This is a genomic window from Pseudomonas sp. Root71 (assembly GCF_001429045.1).
GTDB classification, from domain to species: domain Bacteria; phylum Pseudomonadota; class Gammaproteobacteria; order Pseudomonadales; family Pseudomonadaceae; genus Aquipseudomonas; species Aquipseudomonas monachiensis.
Map to the genome: position 1 here is coordinate 331,287 of NZ_LMHY01000025.1, position 22,757 is coordinate 354,043.

General features: G+C 60.9%; 20 protein-coding genes and 1 pseudogene. 12 read left to right on the forward strand and 9 right to left on the reverse strand.

Going from position 1 to position 22,757, the window contains the following annotated elements; translation table 11 throughout:
• The first annotated feature begins 4 nt into the window (after nucleotides 1-4).
• The 5 genes from ASD95_RS17760 to ASD95_RS17780 all read left to right on the forward strand — a co-directional run bounded on the left by ASD95_RS17760 (nucleotide 5) and on the right by ASD95_RS17780 (nucleotide 4,457).
• The gene (locus ASD95_RS17760) at nucleotides 5-661 is read left to right on the forward strand and encodes an alginate O-acetyltransferase AlgF (RefSeq protein WP_056726198.1); all 657 of its coding nucleotides are present in this window, start codon (nucleotides 5-7) and stop codon (nucleotides 659-661) included.
• Between the two features lie 208 nt (nucleotides 662-869).
• Nucleotides 870-2,321, forward strand: coding sequence for a mannose-1-phosphate guanylyltransferase/mannose-6-phosphate isomerase (locus tag ASD95_RS17765; protein ID WP_056726199.1), 1,452 nt, complete (start codon nucleotides 870-872; stop codon nucleotides 2,319-2,321).
• Between the two features lie 295 nt (nucleotides 2,322-2,616).
• Entirely contained in the window at nucleotides 2,617-3,081 is a 465-nt protein-coding gene (locus ASD95_RS17770; RefSeq protein ID WP_056726200.1) for a hypothetical protein, read from the forward strand.
• 33 nt (nucleotides 3,082-3,114) lie between these two features.
• Nucleotides 3,115-3,939 (forward strand): SDR family oxidoreductase, encoded by an 825-nt coding sequence (locus ASD95_RS17775; RefSeq protein WP_056726201.1) that lies wholly within the window; start codon nucleotides 3,115-3,117, stop codon nucleotides 3,937-3,939.
• Between the two features lie 119 nt (nucleotides 3,940-4,058).
• Complete coding sequence (locus ASD95_RS17780) at nucleotides 4,059-4,457, forward strand: DUF4440 domain-containing protein (RefSeq protein WP_056726202.1); 399 nt, start codon at nucleotides 4,059-4,061, stop codon at nucleotides 4,455-4,457.
• Nucleotides 4,458-4,506: 49 nt separating this feature from the next.
• Here ASD95_RS17780 and ASD95_RS17785 read toward each other — a convergent pair whose 3' ends face one another.
• From ASD95_RS17785 to ASD95_RS17800, 4 genes are all read right to left on the reverse strand, one after another.
• Nucleotides 4,507-5,370: an efflux RND transporter periplasmic adaptor subunit gene (locus ASD95_RS17785; protein WP_056726203.1), complete on the reverse strand. Its 864-nt coding sequence runs from the start codon at nucleotides 5,368-5,370 to the stop codon at nucleotides 4,507-4,509.
• A 39-nt stretch (nucleotides 5,371-5,409) separates the two neighbouring features.
• Nucleotides 5,410-5,610 (reverse strand): DUF1656 domain-containing protein, encoded by a 201-nt coding sequence (locus ASD95_RS17790; RefSeq protein ID WP_007896379.1) that lies wholly within the window; start codon nucleotides 5,608-5,610, stop codon nucleotides 5,410-5,412.
• Entirely contained in the window at nucleotides 5,600-7,792 is a 2,193-nt protein-coding gene (locus ASD95_RS17795) for an FUSC family protein (RefSeq protein WP_056726204.1), read from the reverse strand. The genes ASD95_RS17790 and ASD95_RS17795 overlap by 11 nt, the downstream gene beginning before the upstream one ends.
• 183 nt (nucleotides 7,793-7,975) lie before the next feature.
• A complete protein-coding gene (locus ASD95_RS17800; protein WP_056726205.1) occupies nucleotides 7,976-9,475 on the reverse strand; it encodes an efflux transporter outer membrane subunit in 1,500 nt (499 codons plus the stop codon).
• 190 nt (nucleotides 9,476-9,665) lie between these two features.
• Here ASD95_RS17800 and ASD95_RS17805 point away from each other — a divergent pair, with 190 nt between their 5' ends.
• Nucleotides 9,666-10,634, forward strand: a complete 969-nt coding sequence (locus ASD95_RS17805; protein WP_056726206.1) for a LysR family transcriptional regulator — start codon at nucleotides 9,666-9,668, stop codon at nucleotides 10,632-10,634.
• 283 nt (nucleotides 10,635-10,917) lie between these two features.
• Here the strand turns inward: ASD95_RS17805 and ASD95_RS17810 are convergent, their stop codons facing one another.
• Genes ASD95_RS17810 through ASD95_RS17830 form a run of 5 tightly spaced genes read right to left on the reverse strand, consistent with a single transcriptional unit; the run spans nucleotide 10,918 to nucleotide 14,936 of the window.
• Nucleotides 10,918-11,106, reverse strand: coding sequence for a hypothetical protein (locus ASD95_RS17810; RefSeq protein WP_056726207.1), 189 nt, complete (start codon nucleotides 11,104-11,106; stop codon nucleotides 10,918-10,920).
• Complete coding sequence (locus ASD95_RS17815; protein ID WP_056726331.1) at nucleotides 11,103-11,876, reverse strand: hypothetical protein; 774 nt, start codon at nucleotides 11,874-11,876, stop codon at nucleotides 11,103-11,105. The genes ASD95_RS17810 and ASD95_RS17815 overlap by 4 nt, the downstream gene beginning before the upstream one ends.
• Before the next feature lie 29 nt (nucleotides 11,877-11,905).
• The gene (locus ASD95_RS17820; RefSeq protein ID WP_056726208.1) at nucleotides 11,906-12,094 is read right to left on the reverse strand and encodes a hypothetical protein; all 189 of its coding nucleotides are present in this window, start codon (nucleotides 12,092-12,094) and stop codon (nucleotides 11,906-11,908) included.
• Complete coding sequence (locus tag ASD95_RS17825; RefSeq protein WP_056726332.1) at nucleotides 12,091-12,864, reverse strand: hypothetical protein; 774 nt, start codon at nucleotides 12,862-12,864, stop codon at nucleotides 12,091-12,093. The genes ASD95_RS17820 and ASD95_RS17825 overlap by 4 nt, the downstream gene beginning before the upstream one ends.
• 29 nt (nucleotides 12,865-12,893) lie before the next feature.
• Nucleotides 12,894-14,936 (reverse strand): lipase family protein, encoded by a 2,043-nt coding sequence (locus ASD95_RS17830; protein ID WP_056726333.1) that lies wholly within the window; start codon nucleotides 14,934-14,936, stop codon nucleotides 12,894-12,896.
• Nucleotides 14,937-15,274: 338 nt separating this feature from the next.
• On the opposite strand from ASD95_RS17830, the pseudogene ASD95_RS17835 reads away from it, so the two are divergent.
• The 6 genes and pseudogenes from ASD95_RS17835 to ASD95_RS17860 all read left to right on the forward strand — a co-directional run.
• Nucleotides 15,275-15,418 (forward strand): annotated as a pseudogene (locus ASD95_RS17835) (LysR family transcriptional regulator); the annotation flags it as partial.
• Between the two features lie 587 nt (nucleotides 15,419-16,005).
• Nucleotides 16,006-17,166: an efflux RND transporter periplasmic adaptor subunit gene (locus ASD95_RS17840; RefSeq protein ID WP_056726210.1), complete on the forward strand. Its 1,161-nt coding sequence runs from the start codon at nucleotides 16,006-16,008 to the stop codon at nucleotides 17,164-17,166.
• A complete protein-coding gene (locus ASD95_RS17845; protein WP_056726211.1) occupies nucleotides 17,163-20,264 on the forward strand; it encodes a multidrug efflux RND transporter permease subunit in 3,102 nt (1,033 codons plus the stop codon). Before ASD95_RS17840 ends, ASD95_RS17845 begins: the two co-directional genes overlap by 4 nt.
• 8 nt (nucleotides 20,265-20,272) lie before the next feature.
• Complete coding sequence (locus ASD95_RS17850; RefSeq protein WP_056726212.1) at nucleotides 20,273-20,950, forward strand: heavy metal response regulator transcription factor; 678 nt, start codon at nucleotides 20,273-20,275, stop codon at nucleotides 20,948-20,950.
• Nucleotides 20,940-22,304: a heavy metal sensor histidine kinase gene (locus ASD95_RS17855; RefSeq protein WP_056726213.1), complete on the forward strand. Its 1,365-nt coding sequence runs from the start codon at nucleotides 20,940-20,942 to the stop codon at nucleotides 22,302-22,304. Before ASD95_RS17850 ends, ASD95_RS17855 begins: the two co-directional genes overlap by 11 nt.
• A gap of 123 nt (nucleotides 22,305-22,427) precedes the next feature.
• Nucleotides 22,428-22,652 carry a hypothetical protein gene (locus ASD95_RS17860; protein ID WP_056726214.1) on the forward strand — a complete coding sequence of 75 codons (225 nt, stop codon included), beginning with the start codon at nucleotides 22,428-22,430 and terminating at the stop codon, nucleotides 22,650-22,652.
• The last annotated feature ends 105 nt before the right edge of the window (nucleotides 22,653-22,757 follow it).

Below are 22,757 nucleotides of genomic sequence, written 5' to 3' on the forward strand. Positions count from 1 at the left end.
CACCATGACTTTCACTACAACTCCTCGTCGTCTCGCCAAACGCCTTGCCCTGGTTGCCGGCCTCAGCGTGCTGTCGGTACAGGCTTTCGCCGGTGGCGACGCCGCCCTGTACGGCCCGACCGCACCGAAAGGCTCGACCTTCGTGCGTATCTACAACGCCAGCAACGCCGAAGTCAGCGCCACCGTCGGCAACACCAACCTGAGCGATGTCGCGCCACTGTCGAGCAGTGACTTCAGCTTCATGCCGGGCGGCGACTACAGCGCCAAGGTCGGTAGCCAGAACCTGCCGGTGAAACTGGCCGGCGACCACTATTACACCCTGGTCAACAACGCCAGCGGCGCACCGCAACTGATCGAAGAGCCGCCGTTCAAGAACAAGCAGAAGTCCCTGGTACGCGTGCAAAACCTCAGCGACAAGGCACTGACCCTGAAGACCGCCGATGGCAAGACCGACGTAGTCCCGAACGTTGCGCCCAAGGGTCGCGGCGAACGTGAAATCAACCCGGTCAAGGTCAGCCTGGCCTTGTACGACGGCACCACCAAGGTCGGCGACGTGAAACCGGTCGCCCTGGAACGCGGTGAAGCCGCGGTGCTGTACGTCACCGGCAGCGGCAGCAGCCTGTCGCCGGTCTGGGTAAAACGCCCGGTGTCGACGCGCTAAAGAACTTTCCGCAGAGGTAACGTCGATCTCTGTAGGAGCTGCCGCAGGCTGCGATCTTTTGATTCTCGGCGTCATTGAATGCGCCAAAAGATCGCAGCCTTCGGCAGCTCCTACACAGGCAGCGCAACCCCTGCGACACGGAACAAAAACAAGAGTGAAACGACAGAACGCAGTAGCTCTAACCAATCGATATTCAAGGAGTAACAACATGATTCCGGTGATCTTGTCAGGTGGTAGTGGCTCACGTCTTTGGCCGCTTTCCCGTAAACAATTCCCTAAGCAGTTCCTGGCCCTGACCGGCGAACACACCCTGTTCCAGCAAACCCTGGAACGCCTGGTGTTCGAAGGCATGGACACGCCAATCGTGGTCTGCAACAAGGACCACCGCTTCATCGTCAACGAGCAATTAGCGGCGCGCAAACTGGAAACCCAACGCATCCTGATGGAACCGTTCGGTCGCAACACCGCGCCGGCCGTGGCCCTGACTGCGATGATGCTGGTCAGCGAAGGTCGCGACGAGCTGATGCTGGTACTGCCGGCCGACCACGTGCTGGAAGACCAGAAAGCCCTGCAACGCGCCCTGGCCCTGGCCACCGTCGCCGCCGAAAACGGTGAAATGGTGCTGTTCGGCGTGCCGGCCACCAAGCCGGAAACCGGTTATGGCTACATCAAGTCGACCAACGACTCGCTGCTGCCTGAAGGCGTCAGCCGTGTCTCGCACTTCGTCGAAAAACCCGACGTGAAGCGCGCTACCGAGTTCGTCCAGTCCGGCGGTTACTTCTGGAACAGCGGCATGTTCCTGTTCCGCGCCAGCCGCTTCCTCGAAGAGTTGAAGAAGCACGATCCGGACATCTACGACACCTGCCTGCTGACCCTGGAGCGCAGCCATCAGGATGCCGACACCATCACCTTCGACGAAGCCACCTTCGCCTGCTGCCCGGACAATTCCATCGACTACTCGGTGATGGAAAAAACCCAACGCGCCTGCGTCGTGCCGCTGACCGCGGGCTGGAGCGATGTCGGCTGCTGGTCGTCGCTGTGGGAGGTCAATAAAAAGGACGCCAACGGCAACGTCACCAAAGGCGACGTGGTGATCCAGGACAGCAAAAACTGCATGATCCACGGCAACGGCAAGCTGGTGTCGGTGATCGGCCTGGAAAACATCGTCGTGGTCGAAACCAAGGACGCCATGATGATCGCCCACAAGGACAAGGTCCAAGGCGTGAAGCAGATGGTCAACACCCTCAACGAACAGGGCCGCAGCGAAACCCAGAACCACTGCGAAGTCTATCGTCCGTGGGGCTCCTACGACTCGGTGGATATGGGCGGGCGCTTCCAGGTCAAGCACATCTCGGTCAAGCCGGGCGCGTGCCTGTCGCTGCAGATGCACCACCACCGCGCCGAGCACTGGATCGTGGTCAGCGGCACCGCCGAGGTGACCTGTGACGAGAACGTGTTCCTGCTGACCGAGAACCAGTCGACCTACATTCCGATCGCGTCGGTGCATCGCCTGCGTAACCCGGGGAAGATTCCGTTGGAGATCATCGAAGTTCAATCGGGTAGCTACCTGGGCGAAGACGATATCGAGCGGTTTGAAGATATCTACGGGCGCTCGACGCCGGTTGAGCGTGGCGTGTCGGTGAAAACCATCGCGCAGTAACGTTCAGTAAAACAAGAAGCCCTCGTCCAGCCTGCTGCGTTCCCTATCCGCAGCAGGCTGGGCGGGGGCTTTTTTTTTTTTGCACTGGGTTTTTGTAGTGCCTCGACTGGCCTCTTCGCGAGCAAGCTCGCTCCCACAGGGTATTGGGTCGACCGCAGATTTTGTGCTCGACTCGGTCCACTGTGGGAGCGAGCTTGCTCGCGATGGCGCCAGTCAGCACACCACCGAATCGCCCATCGCCAACCCCACCTGCGCTTAGGTAGGATGACCCTCTCTATTCCCGAGATTTCACGTCATGTTCATCGGCGTCCTGCTGGTCATCACCTGGCTGATCCTGTTGCTGCGCTATCCGGCCAAGGCCTTGCCCGTATCCATGGCCGCCGCCGCGGGGCTGGGTATCGTCGCCACCTGGGTCATCTGGATGGACCACCACGAGCTCAAGCAGCTGCAACGCCTGGAGTTGCGCATCAGTTACGCGCCACAACAATGTCCCGCCGACCGCCCATTGCAATTGACCCTGAACAACGGCAATGACGTGCCGCTGACTGAGTTGCGCTGGCGGGTCGCGGCTTATGCACCGGGCGATACGGTGAACCTGGCCGACAATCAATACACCGCCCCGCGCTATCGCGGCCCCGGCGAATTGCAGGCCGGTGGTAACTGGGAAGACTGTTTGCCGCTGCCGCCACTGCGTCCTGGCTACCGTCCGGAAACCCTGGAGTTTCGCGCCGAGCGATTGCAGGGTAGTTTTTCCGACTGACCCCTCCTCCATTTTTTGCACAAGGAATGCGCCATGCCCGTTGCGTTGATTACCGGTTGTTCCAGCGGCATTGGCCGCGCCCTTGCCGATGCGTTCAAGGTCGCCGGCTATGAAGTCTGGGCCAGTGCGCGCAAGGCCGAAGATGTCGCCATGCTGAGCGCTGCCGGATTTACCGCCGTGCAACTTGACGTAAATGACGGTGTTGCCCTTGAGCAGTTGAGCGAGCGCATCAACCAGGAGCGCGGCGGTCTCGACGTGCTGATCAACAACGCAGGTTATGGCGCCATGGGGCCGCTGCTCGATGGCGGCGTGCCGGCCATGCAGCGCCAGTTCGAAACCAATGTGTTCGCTGTCGTTGGCGTCACCCGCGCGATGTTTCCCGTGCTGCGCCGGACCAAAGGTTTGGTCGTGAATATCGGCAGCGTTTCGGGTGTGTTGGTCACGCCATTCGCCGGCGCCTACTGCGCCTCGAAAGCCGCCGTGCATGCCTTGAGCGATGCCTTGCGCATGGAACTGGCGCCATTTGGCGTGCGGGTGATGGAGGTTCAGCCCGGCGCCATCGCTTCGAGTTTTGCAAAGAATGCCGGACACGAAGCCGAGCAGTTGATCAGCGAGCAATCGCCGTGGTTTCCGCTGCGCGAAGGCATTCGTGCACGGGCCAAGGCTTCTCAGGACAACCCGACTCCGGCCAGTGAATTTGCGGCCGGATTGCTCAAGGCGGTGCAGCAGGCCAAACCGCCACGGCTGATCCGCCTGGGTAATGGCAGCCGCGCGTTGCCGTTGCTTGCCGGATTGTTGCCGAAGGGGTTGCTGGAATCGGGATTGATGAAGCGGTTCGGGTTGCGTGGGCAACTCTGAGACCGAGTCGACGCCTTCGCGAGCAAGCCCGCTCCCACATTTGAAATGCGTTCCCCTGTGGGAGCGGGCTTGCCCGCGAAGGCGCCAGAACAGACTCCACAGAACTCAAGGAATCAAACATGACCGACTACACCGAATACTTCGACGAAGTGATCCAGGCGCACGTTGCCATCGAACAATGGCTGGCCGAAGAACGCGACGCATCCGAACTCGAAAAATTGCTGACACGGTTTTCACCGCAGTTCTCCATGGTCTCTCCGCTCGGCCGGGTGCTGGATTTTGACGCGCTGAACGAATTGTTCACCCTGGCGGGCGGCAAGAAGCTCGGGTTCCGCATCGAGCTCAGCGAGTTACGCGGTATTGCGCTGTACGACGGCGGCGCAACCGTGAGTTACCGCGAGCAACAGACCGATGCGACCGGCCTGCACTCGGATCGTCGCTCGACCGTGGTGTTCGAGAAGCAAGCCGATGGCCGGGTGATCTGGCGGCATCTGCATGAGACGTTTTGCCAGGAGTGAAATGTGGACCGAGTCGCCTGCTTCGCGAGCAGGCGACTCGGTCTATCGGTTATGCCCCCTCACCTTGCTTGACCACCACCGTACAAGTAATCCCCGCCGCCAACAGCACCCCTTCCGGCACTTCATCGATGTGAATCCGCACCGGCACCCGCTGTGCCAAACGCACCCAGTTAAACGTCGGGTTCACATCGGCAATCAGCTCTCGGCTCTGCGGATTATCGCGGTCGTAGATGCCGCGTGAAATGCTTTCCACATGGCCCTTGAGCACCTCGCCGCTCATCAGTTGCATGTCGGCCTTATCACCCACGCGCACATGGGGCAGCTTGGTTTCTTCGAAGAAGCCGTAGACCCAGAACGAGTTCATGTCGACCACGGCCATTTTCGCCTCGCCGATGCGCGCGTAGTCGCCACGATGCACATTGAGGTTGGTGACGTAGCCGTCCACCGCCGCACGCACTTGCGTACGCTTGAGGTTGAGTTCGGCGGCTTCCAGTTGCGCCTGGGCCTGCTGGTAATCGGCCAGGGCCGAGTCGGCGAGGTTACTGGCGTCGTCGCGGTTTTCCCGGGAGATCACCAGATTGTCCATGTCGGCACGACGATGGGCGTTGACCTTGCGCATCTCCCAGGTCGCCTTGCGCGATGCCACCAGACTCTGTGCCTGTTTCACCGCGAGACGGTAGTGCTCGGGGTCGATCTGCATCAGCAAATCACCCTTCTTCACCAGCTGGTTGTCGCGCACCGGCACGTCCACCACTTCGCCGGTGACGTCGGCGGCGACGTTGATGATATCGGCGCGCACGCGGCCGTCACGGGTCCATGGCGTGTTCATGTAGTGCTCCCACAAGGAGCGGCCGACCCACAGCGCGAGGGCCAGCACCAGCAAGGTCGCGAACAGGCTGAAAAACTTTTTCATCGGGGCATTCTTCAGAGATAGAGAGTCAGTGATAGAGAGTCAACGGTAGACAGTCAGCGCCAACGCGCCGAACAGACAGGTAAACAGGCTCAGGCGCAGCAACGCCGGATGCCAGAAAAAACGGTACAGGTCGAACCCGGACAGGAACCGGTCCAGCGCCCAGGCAAGCGCCGCCGCGATGAAAAACATCAGGGTCATGGTCGGCATGTACACGCCGTGGAAGGCGATTTCACGAGGCATGTGCAAGTCCTTGGGAATGACTGTTTGCGAACGTAGCAAGCGGTGATTGCGGATCGAGCAGCGAGGTACGGATGAAGTGCAGGTAGCTCTTCACCCGGCGCAGCGCCGAGGTATCGAAGTGCGGGGCGAAGGGTTCGTCGGTGGACTGCACACGGCTGATCGCGTGATCGACGGCGACCAGCGCGCGCTCCAGGTTGCTGCCGTTCGGTTGCAGGAACAGCCGCACCAGCGCACGCCCCATCACCCGGATCGCCTGGCGCCACGGCTGGGATTCGGCATAGGCCGGATGCACCGGCAGAATCGCCTGCTCCTTGCGCAACTCGATGATCGCGTGGCCGACTTCCAGCACCACGAACATCCAGCGCAGCAAGTCCCGCTGCACTTGCGGCTGACCCGCTGCGAAGCCGTAGGCCTGGTGCACCAGATCGCGGGTACGGCTTTCGAAACTCGACGCCAGCCCCTTGAGCTTGCCGCTGATCGCGTACACCACCTGAGCACGCAGGTCCTGTTCCAGGCGACGCCACAGCCATCGGCTGTTGGGCGGCAGAATGATTGCCCCGGCCGCTGCGCACACCAGCATGCCCAGCACCATGGCGATGTAGTCGTTGATGAAGGTGTAGGGGTTATAGACCGTGAGGTTGTCCGGCACCGAACCGGTACTGAAAAAGATCAGCAAGCCCAGGCCGACGCCCACGTATTGCGGCCGCGAGGTCAGGAACGAGCCGAGTACGATCACCGGTGCGAGCATCACGCACAGCAATGGAAATCCGTCGATCCACGGGAAAATGAAAAACATCTCGACGAAGCCGATCAACGCCCCGAGCAACGTCCCGCACGCCATCTGAAAGGCCATGCGTTTCGGGTTCGGGGTGGCGGCGGACAGGCCCACGGTCGCGGCAGCAATCAGGGTCATGGTCGCGCCGCTCGGCCAGGCGGTTGCCACCCAATAGCTGCCCAATACCACCAGGATAAACGCTGCGCGTATCCCCGATGCTGCCGCTGCCATCCAGTTGGTTTGCGGGGTGAACGGCTCGTCCCAGCGCTCCCGTTCGTGACTGTGATCGGCCAGGGAGGCGTGTGTCTGCGCATAACTGTGCAGGTCGTCGACGAAGCGATAGAGCAGTTCGTACGCCGTGTGGAAGTCCAGCAGCTCGTCGTCGCTCGGTTCGCTCTCCTGAAAGATCGCCCGCAGGCTGCGCACCCGCGCCGGCAACCCTGCCTTGTAGGCACTCAGCACCGTGACCAGGCGCGCCGCATCGGCGCTGGTCAGGGCACGGCCACTGAAGCCGTCGAGCAGTTCGGCGAGGTCTTGCAAGCCCGGTTTTATCGCCGCCACGGCATGATCCGTATTGTTGCTGCGCAAACGTTCGAGCAACTGATGCAGGGCATTGAAGCGCGTGGTGATGCCCATGAACTCACTGTTCAGGCGGCTGAGTCGTCCATTGCGCCGACGCATGTGCGGGTCTTCGAACACGGTGACGCTGCGCAGCCCTTCCAGTCCGACTGCCTCGGCAATGAAGCGCACATTGCCAGCCTCGAACGCCTCGCGCTGACTGCGGCCACGCAAGCCGTCGGTGACGAACAGGGCAAACACGCCGAAGCGCTGATACAGGGCATTGCGCATGGCGGCGCTGGCGGTTTGCGGCAGGATGGCTGCACTGATCAGTGTCGAACAGAGAATGCCCAACGAGATTTCCAGCACCCGCCAGACCGCGGCCATGAACGCGCCGTCCGGGTGGGCAAGTGCGGGCAAGCCGACCATCGCGGCGGTGTATCCGGCGAGTACGAAACCGTAGGCGCGGAAGTTGCGGCAGCGGGCGGCGCCGGCCGTGCAGATACCGACCCAGATCGCCAGCGAACCGAGGAACAGCTCAGTGTTCTGCGCAAACAGGGCGATCAACGCGACCATCACCGCCGACCCGGCCAGGGTGCCGAGAAAGCGATAGAAACTCTTGGCGAACACTTGGCCGCTTTGCGGCTGCATGACGATGAACACGGTGATCATCGCCGTGCGCGGTTGCGGCAACTCCAGGCGCATGGCCAGCCACAGCGTCAGGAAAGCTGCGGTCAGCACCTTGAAGATATAGACCCAGGTCACGCCATCGCTGCGGACCCAGTCGAAGAAGCCCCGGCGCCATTCCAGGGAGTACAGCCAGCGCAGAGGTGCGGGCAAGGGAGTCATCAAATGCTGCTCAGTTAGAAAAGACTTGGGATGAGGGCAATCCTGTGGCGAGCGAGCTTGCTCGCGCTGGGCTGCGTAGCGGCCCCAAAATTCCGGCACCCCGTGAACATTTTGTGAGTGCTGCGCACTCAAGCGGGAGCAAGCTCCCTCGCCACAAAAGCGGGTGTGCCTGAAACAATCTGGTCACCTCAAAAGGCTCGGGGTTTTCGGCGCCTGGGTCTGTTCGGCGTTCGGTACGTCATAACCGGCACCGAGACCACCGCCCAGCGCCGTCACCAATTGCGCATGGGCACTCAAACGCGCCGCCTGAACCTGCTGCTGCACTTGCTGCTGCTTGAACAGCAGGGTCTGGGCATTGAGCACGTTGAGGTAGTCGGTCAGGCCGCGCTGGTAGGCAATCATCGCGATGTCGTAGGTCCTCTGCGCAGTGGCCACCGACTCGGCGGCGAAAGCCTGTTGCTTGTCCATGGACTCGCGACGGATCAACTGGTCGGAGATGTTTTTCAACGCGTTGACCAGGGTCTGGTTGTACTTGGCCACGGCGATGTCATAACCCGCCGAGGCTTCGCCCAACTCCGAGCGCAAGCGTCCGCCATCGAAGATCGGCAAGGAAATCGCCGGACCCACGCTGTAGTTGAGTTTCTTGCCGGTCAGGAACTCCAGCGCCCCGCCGCCGGTGGCCATGTAGCCGAGGCTGCCGACCAGATCGACGTTCGGGTAGAAGCCGGCATGGGCGACATCGATGCCCCGCGCCTGCGCCGCCACTTGCCAGCGGCTGGCGACGACGTCCGGCCGTTGGCCGAGCAATTGCGCCGGCAGCGACGATGGCAGTTTCAGCGGCGCACCCAGCGACAGCGTTGGCCGCTGCAACTGCGCGCCCTCCCCCGGCCCCTTGCCGGCGAGAGCGGCGAGCTGGTTGCGGCTCAAGGCGATTTCTTCGTCGAGGGCGTCGATCTGGCGATGGGTTTCCGGCAGCGGCGTCTCGGCCTGGCTGACCTCGAAATGAGTGCCGATCCCCCCGTCCAGGCGTTTTTGCGCCAACTCAAGGATCTGCTGTTGCTGCTTCAAGGTCGCTTCGACGATATCCCGCCGGGCGTAATGCAACGACAACTCGATGTAGACCCGTACGATGTTGTCCTGCAATTCGAGCTGGGCCTGGCGCGCTTCGGCGACGCTCATGTGCGCCATGTCCACGGCGCGCTCGGTGGCATTGCTTTCACGGCCCCAAAGGTCGAGGGCATAGCTGAAACCCAGCGCCGCGTTATTGTCCCAGGTGGTGCTGTTGGCCAGCTCGCCGGGACCATAGAACTGGTCGGTAGGCCAGTTGTGACGCTTGAGGGTGGACTCGCCATTGATCTGCAGCGACTCGGCCGCTTCGGCCACGCCGGCCATGGACTTGGCCTGACGCACCCGGGCGGCGGCCATGGCCAGGGTCGGGCTGCCTTGCAGGGCAAGATCGATCCAGCGATTCAGTTGCGGGTCGCCATAGGCTTGCCACCATTGCGCGGTGGGCCAGTGCGCATCCTGCGCGGCACTCTGGATCGCTTCGTCGGTAGCCAGTAAATTGGCCTCCAGCGCCTTGCCCTGCGGGGTAATACCTCCGGTTCCGATGCAGCCGCTGATTGCCAGGGTTAAAGCCAAAACACTGAGCGGCTGAAGCGCTCTGCTGATGCGACGCGGCACTGCTGCGATTTCCTGAGGTGGGGAGTTTTGCGAATTGCGCAATTCTATGGGGCGGCCTGAATGGCGATAAGCTGGGATTCCTGTGAATCTTTGTTACCGTTAACGAGATAATCCGCAAGTCGATCTTTAGTCGCCTGTAAACAAACAGAAACTTCGTGTCACAATTTGTCATTCGACGAGAGAGCACCCCATGGACACTTTGCAAAACATGCGCGCCTTCAGTTACGTGGCCGAAGCCGGCAGCTTCACCGCCGCCGCCGCGCAACTGGACACCACCACCGCCAACGTCTCGCGCGCGGTCTCCAACCTGGAAGCCCACCTGCAAACCCGCCTGCTCAATCGAACGACCCGACGCATTGCCCTGACCGAAGCCGGCAAGCGCTACCTGTTGCGCTGCGAACAGATCCTGGCCTACGTCGAAGAAGCCGAAGCCGAGGCCAGCGACGCCCACGCGCGCCCGGCCGGGCAACTGAAAGTGCACACCATGACCGGCATCGGCCAGCACTTCGTGATCGACGCCATCGCCCGCTACCGCAAGACCCACCCGGACGTGACCTTCGACCTGACCATGGCCAACCGCGTGCCGGACCTGCTCGACGAGGGCTACGACGTGTCCATCGTCCTCGCCAGCGAACTGCCGGATTCGGGTTTCGTCTCCCAGCGCCTGGGCATCACCTACAGCATCGTTTGCGCCTCACCGGCCTACGTCAAAACCAACGGCTGCGCACAAAAACCCAGCGACCTGCTCAACCACGCCTGCCTGCGCCTGGTCAGCCCGGTGATTCCGCTGGAGAAATGGGCCTTCGACGGTCCTGATGGCCAGGAAATGGTCACCATCAACAGTTCACCCTTCCTGGTGAACTCCGCCGACGCGATGAAAACCGCGATCATCAGCGGCATGGGCGTTGGCGTCCTGCCGCTGTACGCCGCGATAGAAGGCCTGCGCAACGGCACGCTGGTGCGCGTGATGCCCAACTACCGCTCCCAGGAACTTAACCTGTATGCCATCTACCCGTCGCGCCAGTACCTGGATGCGAAGATCAAGACCTGGGTCGAGTATTTGCGTGGATCGCTGCCGGAACTGCTGGCGGCGCATCAGGCGGAATTGGCGGCGTATGAACTGAGCGGGAGTCTGGGTGGGGTTCGGGTGGCGAATTGATGATCTCTCGGCTTATGGATGGATTCTTTGTGGGAGCGAGCCTGCTCGCGATGGCGTCAGCACATCCAACATCTATGTAAGCGGGTAAGCCACCTTCGCGGGCAAGCCCGCTCCCACAGAGTTGTGTGTGTGTGTGCCGGGAGACTTAGGCCTTGGCCGCCTCGCCGGCACTTCCACACGCATGCCTTCCACCACCAGGTACGCCACGCCACCGCAGCATGCACTGGCCATGGCTTGACGAAGAAGCGTGTGTAGACCTCGTTGAACGCGGCGCGGGCCGGGTTCAACAGTGGGCTCTTTCGTAGCAGGCGCTCGGGTCGGCCACGGCATCGAAGCGTTGCAACGCTTCGGCACCGCCATCGGCCTGTTGCGTCACCCGCAAGGTGTCGCCGAGGCGACTCTGCAAGTCGAGGAACACCCGGTTGCGTGCCAGTTCGAAGGGGGTGCGCAGGGCAGGAAAAACGAAGCTCACTGTTTGCTCTCCGCTGCCTGGCGGATCGCTTGTAACTTTCGGAAATCTGGTTGGAAACGACCGTCGGCCACGGTCGTACCATCTGGATAAGAGAATTTTATGAAGCTGCCTATTTTATGTACCTTGGTACCCTCCGACTTGACCAGAAAGTCGGAATGCAGGACGGGTTCGAAATACACCTGCCGAACTTGCAGAGCCTGATACTTTAAGTAGATACGGCCCTCACCCGCCAAGCTGATCTGTTTTCTATAGCCTCCAAGAAAGGCTTCACTCAACCAAGGGTAATAGTCCTTCTTGATCGTCAAGTCCCCTTCAACCTTGATGTCCGCGCCACCGCGAGGCGAGTTGTTGTGATCGAAGATCACCACCACACCACCGCCTGCCCCGTAAGTCACGTTTTCGCCAAAGTTTGTGGGATGGCCATAAGCGACGCCAAAAGTCACGTTGCTCAATCGCCATTGGCAAACACCGCCACCATCGATCGGCAGCTTGGCCACATAGAGGTCGCTTTGTCCCTTACGCACGAGTTGCAGATCGGTACGTTGATAGCCATCGCGTTGATAGGCTTCGCCAAAGGCGGAGTGGTCAGTAAAGGTGCACAGAGTCGAGCGATACATCACCTGCAGGTTTTCCGTTACCAGCTCCTTCGGCACTTTCACCGTCACGGTGATCGATTCGCCATCCGGCGGCGGCGCCAGGTTCTGGTCCTTGGCACAACCGCTGAGGCTGACGCACAGAGTGAGTATCGCGATAGGCATTTTCTTGATCATGGTCGGATCCTTGACGGCGCTGGACGGGTTCAACAGTGGGCTCTTTCGTAGCAGGCGCTCGGGTCGGCCACGGCGTCGAAGCGTTGCAACGCCTCGGCGCCGCCATCGGCCTGTTGCGTCACCCGCAAGGTGTCGCCGAGACGACCCTGCAAATCGAGGAACACCCGGTGGCGCGCCAATTCGAAGGGGATCTGCAGGGCAGGAGAACTGGGGCTCACTGCTTGCTCTCCGCTGCTTGGCGGATCGCCTGTAATTTGCGGAAATCTGGCTTGGAGCGGCCATCCGTCACGACGCTGCCATCGGGATAGGTGAAGCTGGTGTGATTGCCTTTCTTCTTCACCTTTGGCTGCACAGAGGTGACCAGGAAACCGGAATGCAGGACGGGTTCGAAATACACCTGCCGGGCTTGCAGGGCCTGATACATCACATAGATATCGCCCTCACCCGCCAGACTGACCCGCTTTCTGTATCCTCCTAAAAAGCTCTCTTTTACCCAGGGGTAATAGTCCTTTCTGATCGTCAAATCTCCTTCGACCTTGATGTCCGCGCCACCACGAGGCGAGTTGTTGTGATCGAAGATCACCACCACACCACCGCCTGCCCCGTAAGTCACGTTTTCGCCAAAATTAGTGGGATGACCATAAGCGACGCCAAAAGTCACGTTGCTCAATCTCCACTGGCAGGCACCGCCACCATCGATCGGCAGCTTGGCCACATAGCGGTCACTTTGTCCCTCACGCACGAGTTGCAGATCGGTACGTTGATAGCCATCGCGTTGATAGGCTTCGCCGAAGGCGGAATGGTCGGTAAAGGTGCACAGGGTCGAGCGATACATCACCTGTAGGGTTTCCGCGACCAGCTCCTTCGGCACTTTCACCGTCACGGTGATCGATTCGCCATCCGGCGGAGGCGCCAGGCTCTGATCCTTGGCACAACCGCTGAGGCTGACGCACAGAGTGAGTATCGCGATAGGCATTTTCTTGATCATGGTCGGATCCTTGACGGCGCGGGCCGGGCTCAACAGTGGGTTCTTTCGTAGCAGGCGCTCGGGTCGGCCACGGCGTCGAAGCGTTGCAACGCTTCGGCACCGCCATCGGCCTGTTGCGTCACCCGCAAGGTTTCGCCGAGACGACTTTGCAAATCGAGGAACACCCGGTTGCGTGCCAGTTCGTCTTCGACAAGGCTCCCGTAGTTATCCCTGGTCTGTTGTTCGAAATTCTGTCGATCCAGTTGCCGCTTCAACAACGGCGAGCGCTCAGGGTTGATTGACTCCAGTAACTGGCCGTAGATGTATGGCTGGTAATTGCTCATGAAGTGATTGCCGAGACCCACGAACCGGCCTGCCTTGGGATTGCTGAAGGGCGGGAAAAACCTCGCCCGGCTTTCGGCGGTCAACGAGGTGGTGAGGCGCTGCTGCGCCTGCTCGGCCTGCTGGTCGTCGTCGGGACTCAGGCTCGGGACCAGGTAAAACTTGACCTTTTCCGACAGGCGATAGGCGATGGTGGTGTTGTAAGGCGCGCCGAGCCCGTCCTTGTTGCGGTAGGCGGGGTACGGCGAGCCTCGCCGAAGGGTGTGCTGTTCGGCCTTGAAAAACATGGCGATTTCGCCGTGGTGACAGAAGGGATCGCCATGGCGGAACAACTGGCTGGCGGTCAACTGCAGCATCGACCAGGCAAACCCCAGGGTGGTACCGAGGGGGCCGTAGAGTTTATACAGATGATTGTCCAGCTCGGCTTCGGGCGGCACGCTGGGGATCGGGTCGATGTCGTTGACATGACGGAAATGTACGATCTCGTTGAGGCACGTTACGGCCTTGAGGGTGAAGGTGCGTGGCATGCCGTAGGTGTACAGCAGTGGATTTCGCTCTTTCAGCGATGCGGCATGGACCAGACCGAGGGCGCCCCCCAGGCTGTGGCCGCAAATGAACAACCCCTTACCTTCGATAGCTTCAGGAATCGTCTTACCCAGATCCTTCGCATAAACTCTTCTGGCCAGTTCGAACGCATCGCGAAAGCCCAAATGCACACTGCCCTCTGGAGTCAAATCGGCACAGGGCACTTTGGGCTCGCACAAGGCCTGCACTTCCGGTTTTACCGGGCGGAAAGTCGCATCAGTACCTGGATCGGCGAACCCATCCACTTCTGTACCCCGCCAACCCACCAGCACCTGGGTGGCATTGATGGCATAAAACAGCTGGGTGTCCCCCTCTGGCGGTCGAGCCTGAGTGGTGTCCAACGGTTCAGCGATGGTGTAACGCCCATTGAAGGGAACATCGGTGACCACGCACGGCAATTTCTGACCACTGTCCAGAATTATGGGGGTACGCGATAAGTCCAAACATTGCCGCTCGAAGAACTCCTTAACGGAACCCAATGCATTCTCGGGCCGCGTGCTGTACGCCAAAATACTCATCAGCGCCAGGTTGTAAGCATTGACCAGGCTGTACTCCGCCTGGTGATGCAAGGTCAGCGACCAGGCGCGCAGCGGACAGACTTCCAGCACATGCCGACGATCGAGTTGATCGTCGGCAATGGTGAACCCGCCGAACTTCGGGTCTGGAAAATGGTAGGCCGGGGGTTGCCTGGCGTCCGCCAAGGGCGGGTCGAATGTCGGCAGCCGATCACACAACTGGCCGATACGCAGGTAGTGATACCCATGACCGGCTGCGACCGCCCGCTGTTCGATGGGCGAGAAGCCCGAACACTGCGGACCATACAGCGGTGCGCGATCAGCAAAGCCGGGCCGCTCGGGTTCCGCTCGCTGGGCACGCAGGCGGCGATTTTGCAGTAACTCGGCCAAGAGTTCGGCGTCTATCAGCAAGGTGATGGCCAACGGGTGCAGGCCGTCCAGGCGGATCACTCCCTCGGCATCGGTGCGGCCCCTGTATTCCGGAATGTAGTCGCTGCGGGTCGCCTCGCTCAGCGCGCGATAAGGCAGGTTCGCCAAGGGTTCGCCCTGTTCATCGAGCAACTGGAATTCGATCCAGTGCATTTTCTGTTTGCCGCAGATTACGGTCTTGCAGGAGCCCAGTGTGTCCGTACGGTGCAGCCTATCGTTCATGTCAGTCCCTTTACGTGAGTGTTGATCAACCGGTTGGTCCTGGCGGTTGTCGCCATTCCAGGCCGGCACCTCGACGAAACCCGGATTGGGCTCGTGCTCAAGCGCAGGAGAGCTTTCAGGAACCTGACTGACTTAGAAATAGGAAGCTTCTGAGGGGCGCGTAGGAATCGTCCGGAACGGGACTATTTGACCCGGATTAGAAATGTCTCAGCGGAGGAAGCTTGCAGCGTTCGCCTTCATTTTATTGCGAATGCATGGATGCCTTCGCTGGTAAGCCAGTTCGTGCAGGAGCACGTATGCGCTTGAAATCAGTTCGACTGGACAATGTCGCCATGGCGTCGCGCCAGTACCTGGATGCGAAGATCAAGACCTGGGTGGAATACCTGCGCGGGTCATTGCCGGAATTGCTGGCGGCGCATCAGGCGGAATTGGCGGCGTATGAGTTGAGCGGGAGTTTGGGTGGGGTTCGGGTGGCGAATTGATCATCTCTCGGCTCATGGATTGATTCTTTGTGAGAACGAGCCTGCTCGCGATGGCGTCTGCACATCCAGCATCTATGTAAGCAGGTAAGCCGCCTTCGCGAGCAAGCCCGCTCCCACAGAAAAGCAAAAGCAAAAGCCGCGTACACCCACGCTCTTCACCACTCATCAGGCCGAGCGTTAGCTCGCCTGCAGCTCTTGATCTTGATCCACCCGCCCCCTCGGGAGGCTGAGTGGAGGTGTTTATCCGGGGATTGGCGCGCAGCGCCGTTCGACGCAGTCGAACTCATTGCATGTAGGTCGAAGCGAAGCCGACCGGAGGGCCGAGGGGCCGGACGTTCGGGGCGAGACCTTTTGGTTCCTTTTGGGGCGTTTGCCAAAAGGGACTCGCCGTAAGGGCGAAACCGCCAGCCGCCGTTACCGAAGAAACGGATATGTACACGGTCACCCACAACATGGTCGGCCCATAGGCCGCCAAGGAAACCCAAACTGACAGCGCCGTCAGTTAGCCGTCACCCTCCTGACCACCAAACAGGTTTATAAAGGAAACTCCCCTTCGACCCAAAACCCAGCCCCGGCGCCCCACTCGCATGCGAATCCAGAAAAACCCCGCCCTGCTCGTCGCCCTTCTGATCGTCCTGGCAGCGCTGGGCCTGTGGTACGCCACCAAACCGGCCAAGGCCAAACTCGCCACCCCCACCGCCATCCCCGTGCGCGTGGTCGCCGTCGCCGAAAAAGACGTGCCGCGCTACGTCAGCGGCATCGGCTCGGTGCTGTCCCTGCACAGCGTCGTGGTCCGCCCGCAAATCGACGGCATTCTCACCAAAATCATGGTCAAGGAAGGCCAACTGGTGAAAAAAGGTGACCTGCTGGCCACCATCGACGACCGGTCGATCCGCGCCAGCCTCGACCAGGCCAGGGCACAACTGGGCGAAAGCCAGGCGCAACTGCAAGTGGCGCTGGTCAACCTCAAGCGCTACAAGCTGTTGAGTGTCGACGACGGCGTGTCCAAGCAGACCTACGACCAGCAACAGGCCCTGGTCAACCAGCTCAAGGCCACCGCCCAAGGCAACCAGGCTTCGATTGACTCCGCCGAGGTACAGCTTTCCTACACACAAATTCGCTCCCCGGTCAGCGGTCGTGTCGGCATTCGTACCGTCGACGAAGGCAACTTCCTGCGCATGACCGACACCCAAGGCCTGTTCACAGTGACCCAGATCGACCCGATCGCTGTGGAATTCTCCCTGCCGCAGCAAATGCTGCCGACCTTGCAGGGTCTGATCAACGACCCACGGCACGCCCGGGTCAAGGCCTACATCGGTGCCGACACCGACGGCGAAACCGGCAACCTGCTCGGCGAAGGTCACCTGACCCTGATCGACAACCAGATCAACGCCAACACCGGCACCATCCGCGCCAAGGCCGAATTCGACAATGACGCACAGAAGCTCTGGCCGGGCCTGCTGGTGACGGTAAAGATTCAGACAGCCCTGGATAAAGATGCGCTGGTGGTGCCGCCGACAGTCGTACAACGCGGCCTCGACCAGCACTTTGTGTACCGGGTCAATGGGGACAAGGTCGAAGCCGTGCAGGTGCAGATGGTCTATCAAGGCAGCGGCCAGGACATCATCAAGGGCGTGAAGCCGGGTGATGTACTGGTCAGCGATGGTCAGTCGCGGCTCAAGCCCGGCGCTACTGTGCAAGTACTGACCGAGCCGCCTCAAGTGGTGCGATCGGAGGCCGCGCAATGAAGGGCCATGGTTCGATTTCAGCCTGGTGCATCGACCACCCGGTGGCCACGGTCCTGCTGACGTTCGCCCTGGTGCTGCTGGGTGTCATCGCGTTTCCGCGCCTGCCGGTAGCGCCGTTGCCGGAGGCAGAATTCCCGACCATCCAGGTGGCCGCGCAATTGCCCGGCGCCAGCCCGGAAACCATGGCTTCCTCGGTGGCCACGCCCCTTGAAGTGCAATTCAGTGCCATTCCCGGCGTAACCCAGATGACCTCAAGCAGTGCACTGGGTTCGACCAACCTGACCCTGCAATTCACCCTCGACAAGAGCATCGACACCGCGGCCCAGGAAGTGCAGGCGGCGATCAACACCGCCGCGGGCAAACTGCCCAAGGACATGCCGAACCTGCCGACCTGGCGCAAGGTCAACCCGGCCGACAGCCCGGTGCTGATCCTCAGCGTCAACTCCTCGCTGATGCCTGGCCCTGAGCTCAGCGACCTGACGGAAACCTTGTTGTCCCGTCAGCTCAGTCAGGTCGACGGTGTAGGCCAGGTCGTCATCACCGGTCAGCAGCGTCCGGCGATCCGTGTCCAGGTGTCCGCCGACAAACTCGCCGCCATCGGCCTGACCCTGGCGGACATTCGCCTGGCGATCCAGCAGACCAGCCTCAATCTGGCCAAGGGTGCGCTGTACGGCGAATCGAGCATCTCGACCCTGTCGACCAACGACCAGTTGTTCCACCCCGACGAATACAGCCAGTTGATCGTTTCCTACAAGGATGGTGCACCGGTTCACCTCAAGGATGTCGCGAAAGTCGTCAACGGTTCGGAAGATGCCTACGTTCAGGCGTGGGCGGGTTCGCAACCGGGTGTGAACCTGGTGATCTTCCGCCAGCCAGGCGCCAACATCGTAGAGACAGTGGATCGCATTCAGGCCGCGTTGCCGGCACTGCAGGCGATGTTGCCCGCCTCGGTGCAGGTCAAGGTGTTGATCGACCGCACCCAGACCATCCGCGCTTCGCTGCGCGAGGTGGAAATCACCTTGATGATCGCCGTGATGCTGGTGGTGGCGGTGATGGCGCTGTTCCTGCGCCAACTGTCGGCCACGCTGATCGTGTCGGCAGTGCTCGGTGTGTCGCTGATCGCCAGCTTTGCGCTGATGTACGTCATGGGCTTCAGCCTGAACAACCTCACGCTGGTGGCGATCGTGGTCGCCGTGGGCTTTGTGGTGGACGATGCGATCGTGGTGGTGGAAAACATCCACCGACATCTCGAGGCCGGCGACGGCATGCGCGAGGCGGCGATCAAGGGTGCCGGCGAGATCGGATTTACCGTGGTGTCGATCAGTTTCTCGCTGGTCGCAGCGTTCATTCCGCTGCTGTTCATGGGCGGTGTGGTCGGCCGACTGTTCAAGGAGTTCGCCCTGACCGCCACCTCTACCATTTTGATTTCGGTGGTGGTTTCGCTGACATTGGCGCCAACGCTGGCAGCGCTGTTCATGCGGGCACCGGTGCATCACGCTCATAGCAAACCGGGCTTTGGTGAACGTCTGCTGGCGTGGTACGAAAAAGGTCTGCGCCATGCCCTCGCCCACCAGAAAATGATGATCGGCGTGTTCACTTTGTCGCTGGCGCTGGCCGTTGCCGGCTACATCTTCATTCCCAAAGGTTTCTTCCCGATCCAGGACACCGGTTTCGTCCTTGGCACCACTGAAGCCGCCGCCGATATTTCCTACGGCGACATGGTGAAAAAACACCTGGCGATGGCCGAAATCGTTGCCGCCGACCCCGCTGTCGAAACCTTCTCGCACTCAGTCGGCGTCTCGGGCAGCAACCAGACCATTGCCAACGGCCGCTTCTGGATCACCCTGAAAAAACGCGGGGATCGCGACGTCTCGGCCAGCGAATTCATCGACCGGATTCGCCCACAACTGATGAAAGTCCCGGGCATCGTCCTGTACCTGCGTGCAGGGCAAGACATCAACCTCAGCTCCGGCCCCAGCCGCGCCCAGTACCAATACGTGCTCAAGAGCAACGACGGTGCGACCCTCAGCACCTGGACCCAGCGCCTGACGGAAAAACTGCGCGCCAACCCGGCGTTCCGCGACATTTCCAACGACCTGCAACTGGGCGGCAGCATCACCCACATCAGCATCGACCGCAGCGCCGCGGCACGTTTCGGCCTCACCGCCAGCGACGTCGACGAAGCCCTGTACGATGCCTTCGGTCAGCGCCAGGTCAATGAATTCCAGACCCAGATCAATCAGTACAACGTGATTCTGGAACTGGACACCAAACAGCGCGGCAAGGCCGAAAGCCTCAACTACTTCTACCTGCGCTCGCCCCTGAGCGGGGAAATGGTGCCGCTGTCGGCCCTGGCCAGGTTCGATGCGCCGACCATCGGCCCGCTGTCCATCGCCCATGACGGGATGTTCCCGGCGGCCAACCTGTCGTTCAACCTGGCCCCCGGCGTGGCGTTGGGCGATGCGGTGATCATGCTCAACCAGGCCAAGGCCGACATCGGCATGCCGACCGCCATCAGCGGTAATTTCCAGGGCGCGGCCCAGGCGTTCCAGAGTTCGCTGGCCAGCCAGCCATGGCTGATCCTGGCGGCGCTGTTGGCGGTGTACATCATTCTCGGTGTGCTCTACGAGAGCTTCGTGCACCCGCTGACGATCATTTCGACCTTGCCTTCGGCGGGCCTCGGCGCGGTGATCATGCTGTGGATCTGCGGCCAGGACTTTTCGATCATGGCGCTGATCGGGCTGGTGTTGCTGATCGGTATCGTGAAAAAGAATGGCATCCTGATGATCGACTTTGCCCTCGAAGCGCAGCGCAATGGCGGGCTGTCGCCTGAGGAAGCGATTTTCAAGGCCTGCATCACGCGGTTCCGGCCGATCATCATGACCACCCTCGCCGCCCTGCTCGGCGCCCTGCCGCTGATGCTCGGCTATGGCACCGGTGCCGAGTTGCGCCAGCCCCTGGGGATCGCGGTGGTCGGCGGCTTGCTGGTGAGCCAGGCGCTGACGCTGTTCACCACGCCGGTCATATACTTGTGGCTTGAGCGGCTATTCCATCGACCTGAACCTGCGCCAGAACCGGTGCTGGCGACCACAGACTGAGGCGGGTCATGCGCGTTCTGATTATCGAAGACGAAGAAAAAACCGCGGACTATCTGCATCGCGGCCTGACGGAACAGGGTTTCACTGTGGATCTGGCCCGCGATGGCGTGGAAGGCCTGCACCTGGCGCTGGAGAGTGACTACGCGGTGATCGTCCTCGACGTGATGCTGCCGGGCCTCGACGGCTTCGGTGTGTTGCGCGCCCTGCGTGCGCGCAAGCAAACCCCGGTGATCATGCTCACCGCCCGCGAGCGTGTGGAAGATCGCATCAAGGGCCTGCGCGAAGGCGCCGATGACTATCTGGGCAAACCGTTTTCCTTCCTGGAACTGGTGGCGCGCCTGCAAGCACTGACCCGCCGCAGCGGCGGCCATGAACCGGTGCAGGTGAGCATCGCCGACCTGTGGATAGATTTAATCAGCCGCAAGGCCACCCGCGCCGGTACACGCCTGGACCTGACCGCCAAGGAGTTCTCGCTGCTCAGCGTACTGGCCCGGCGCCAGGGTGAAATCCTCTCGAAAACCGCCATTGCCGAAATGGTCTGGGACATCAATTTCGACAGCGACGCCAACGTCGTCGAAGTCGCGATCAAACGCCTGCGGGCCAAGCTCGACGGGCCGTTCGAAGAGAAACTGCTGCACACCATTCGCGGCATGGGTTATGTGCTGGAGAGCCGTGGTGTCCAGTAACAGCATTGCCCTGCGCCTGAGCGGGATGTTCACGCTGGTGGCGCTGCTGGTGTTCCTGCTGATCGGCTGGGCTCTGTACCAGCAGGTCGACAAAGGCCTGGGCCTGCTGCCAGAAGCCGAGTTGGACGCACGCTACAGCGTGCTCGAATCCACGGTCGGCCGTTACGGCACGCCCGAGCACTGGGTGAAGATCAACAACAAGCTCAACCTGCTGAGCGAAGAAGACAAGCGCATCAGTTTCTGGATCATCAGTGGCGATCCACGCTACGAATACGGCAACCTGACCCCGCAGATCCGCGCCTTTGCCCAAGGGCCGCTGGGCACGCGCGACATGCATCTGCCGGACCACCCGTATCCGCTGAAAGTGCTGGTCAGCGAGTTCCCGGCCAAGGATCAGCGCCCGCCGCTGCGCTTTATGATCGCCATCGACACCGAAACGTTTTTCCATACCCAGCATCACCTGCTGGTCGCGCTGATCAGCCTGGCGATTGTCGGCGTGCTGCTGGCCTCGGCACTGGGTTATTGGGTGGCGCGGATCGGGCTCAAGCCGCTGATCAAACTGTCCCAGGAAGCCCAGCGCCTGGCTCCGCCGTTGCGCTCGGGACGCTTGCGATTGTCACCGTTACCGCCGGAACTCGATCAATTCGTCAGCTCGTTCAACTCGACCCTGGAACGGGTCGAGCAGGCCTACTCGCGCCTTGAATCGTTCAATGCCGACGTCGCCCACGAACTGCGCTCGCCACTGACCAACCTGATCGGCCAGACCCAGGTCGCGTTGACCCGCGGACGCTCCGCCGAGCATTACTTCGAAGTGCTGCAATCGAACCTCGAAGAGCTGGAGCGACTGCGTTCGATCATCAACGACATGCTGTTCCTGGCCAGCGCCGATCAGGGCAGCAAGGCGACCAAACTCACCTCGACCTCGCTGGCCGATGAGGTGGCCACGACCCTGGAATATCTGGATTTCATTCTCGAGGACGCTCAGGTTCAGGTCGAGGTCAGTGGTGACGCGCAGGTGCGGATCGAGATCGCCCATCTGCGCCGGGCGTTGATCAACTTGTTGAATAATGCCGTACAGCACACCGCGCCCGGGCAGGTGATTCAGGTGCGGATCGAAGCCCAGGAGCATCAAGTCAGCATCGGCATCGCCAACCCCGGCTCGCCGATTGCCAGTGAACACCTGCCTCGCCTGTTCGAGCGTTTCTACCGGGTCGATGCCTCACGCAGCAACAGCGGCCACAATCACGGCTTGGGGCTGGCCATCGTCAAGGCGATTGCGCTGATGCATGGCGGCGATGTGTTCGTGCGCAGCGATCATGGGATGAATACCTTCGGTATCCATCTCCCGGTCTGACATATCTGCGATCTTTGCTTTTGCTGTAACAGTCCTTTCATGAATCCGCTCTTTTTCCCCTCGTCTCATATCCTTATCTTTGCCCGCACCAAACAGCACTTGCCAAGCAAGAAGGTTTCCAAGATGTCCAACAGTATGGGTATTGCCAGCGCTTTCGTTTTGTCCTCTTTGTTCCTGTCGCCATTGGCGATGGCGGAAGAATCGCAGACTTTCGTCGCACATAACGCCGCACGTGCCGCGACGTTCGAAGAGCATCGGATCGAGATGACGGCCAAGGCTGCGCAAGACTCCCAAGTCCCGCAGGCATCCAGCATCCAGGCCAAGCCGCTGGTCGAGAAAGACAGCTGACCGGCACCGATCACTACCGTTTTCAACGACACTTTTCATCGGCTCTTCCCTTTGAAAAGTTGTCTCCAAAGCCGCTGTTGTCAGCGGCTTTTTTTATAGTGGCGA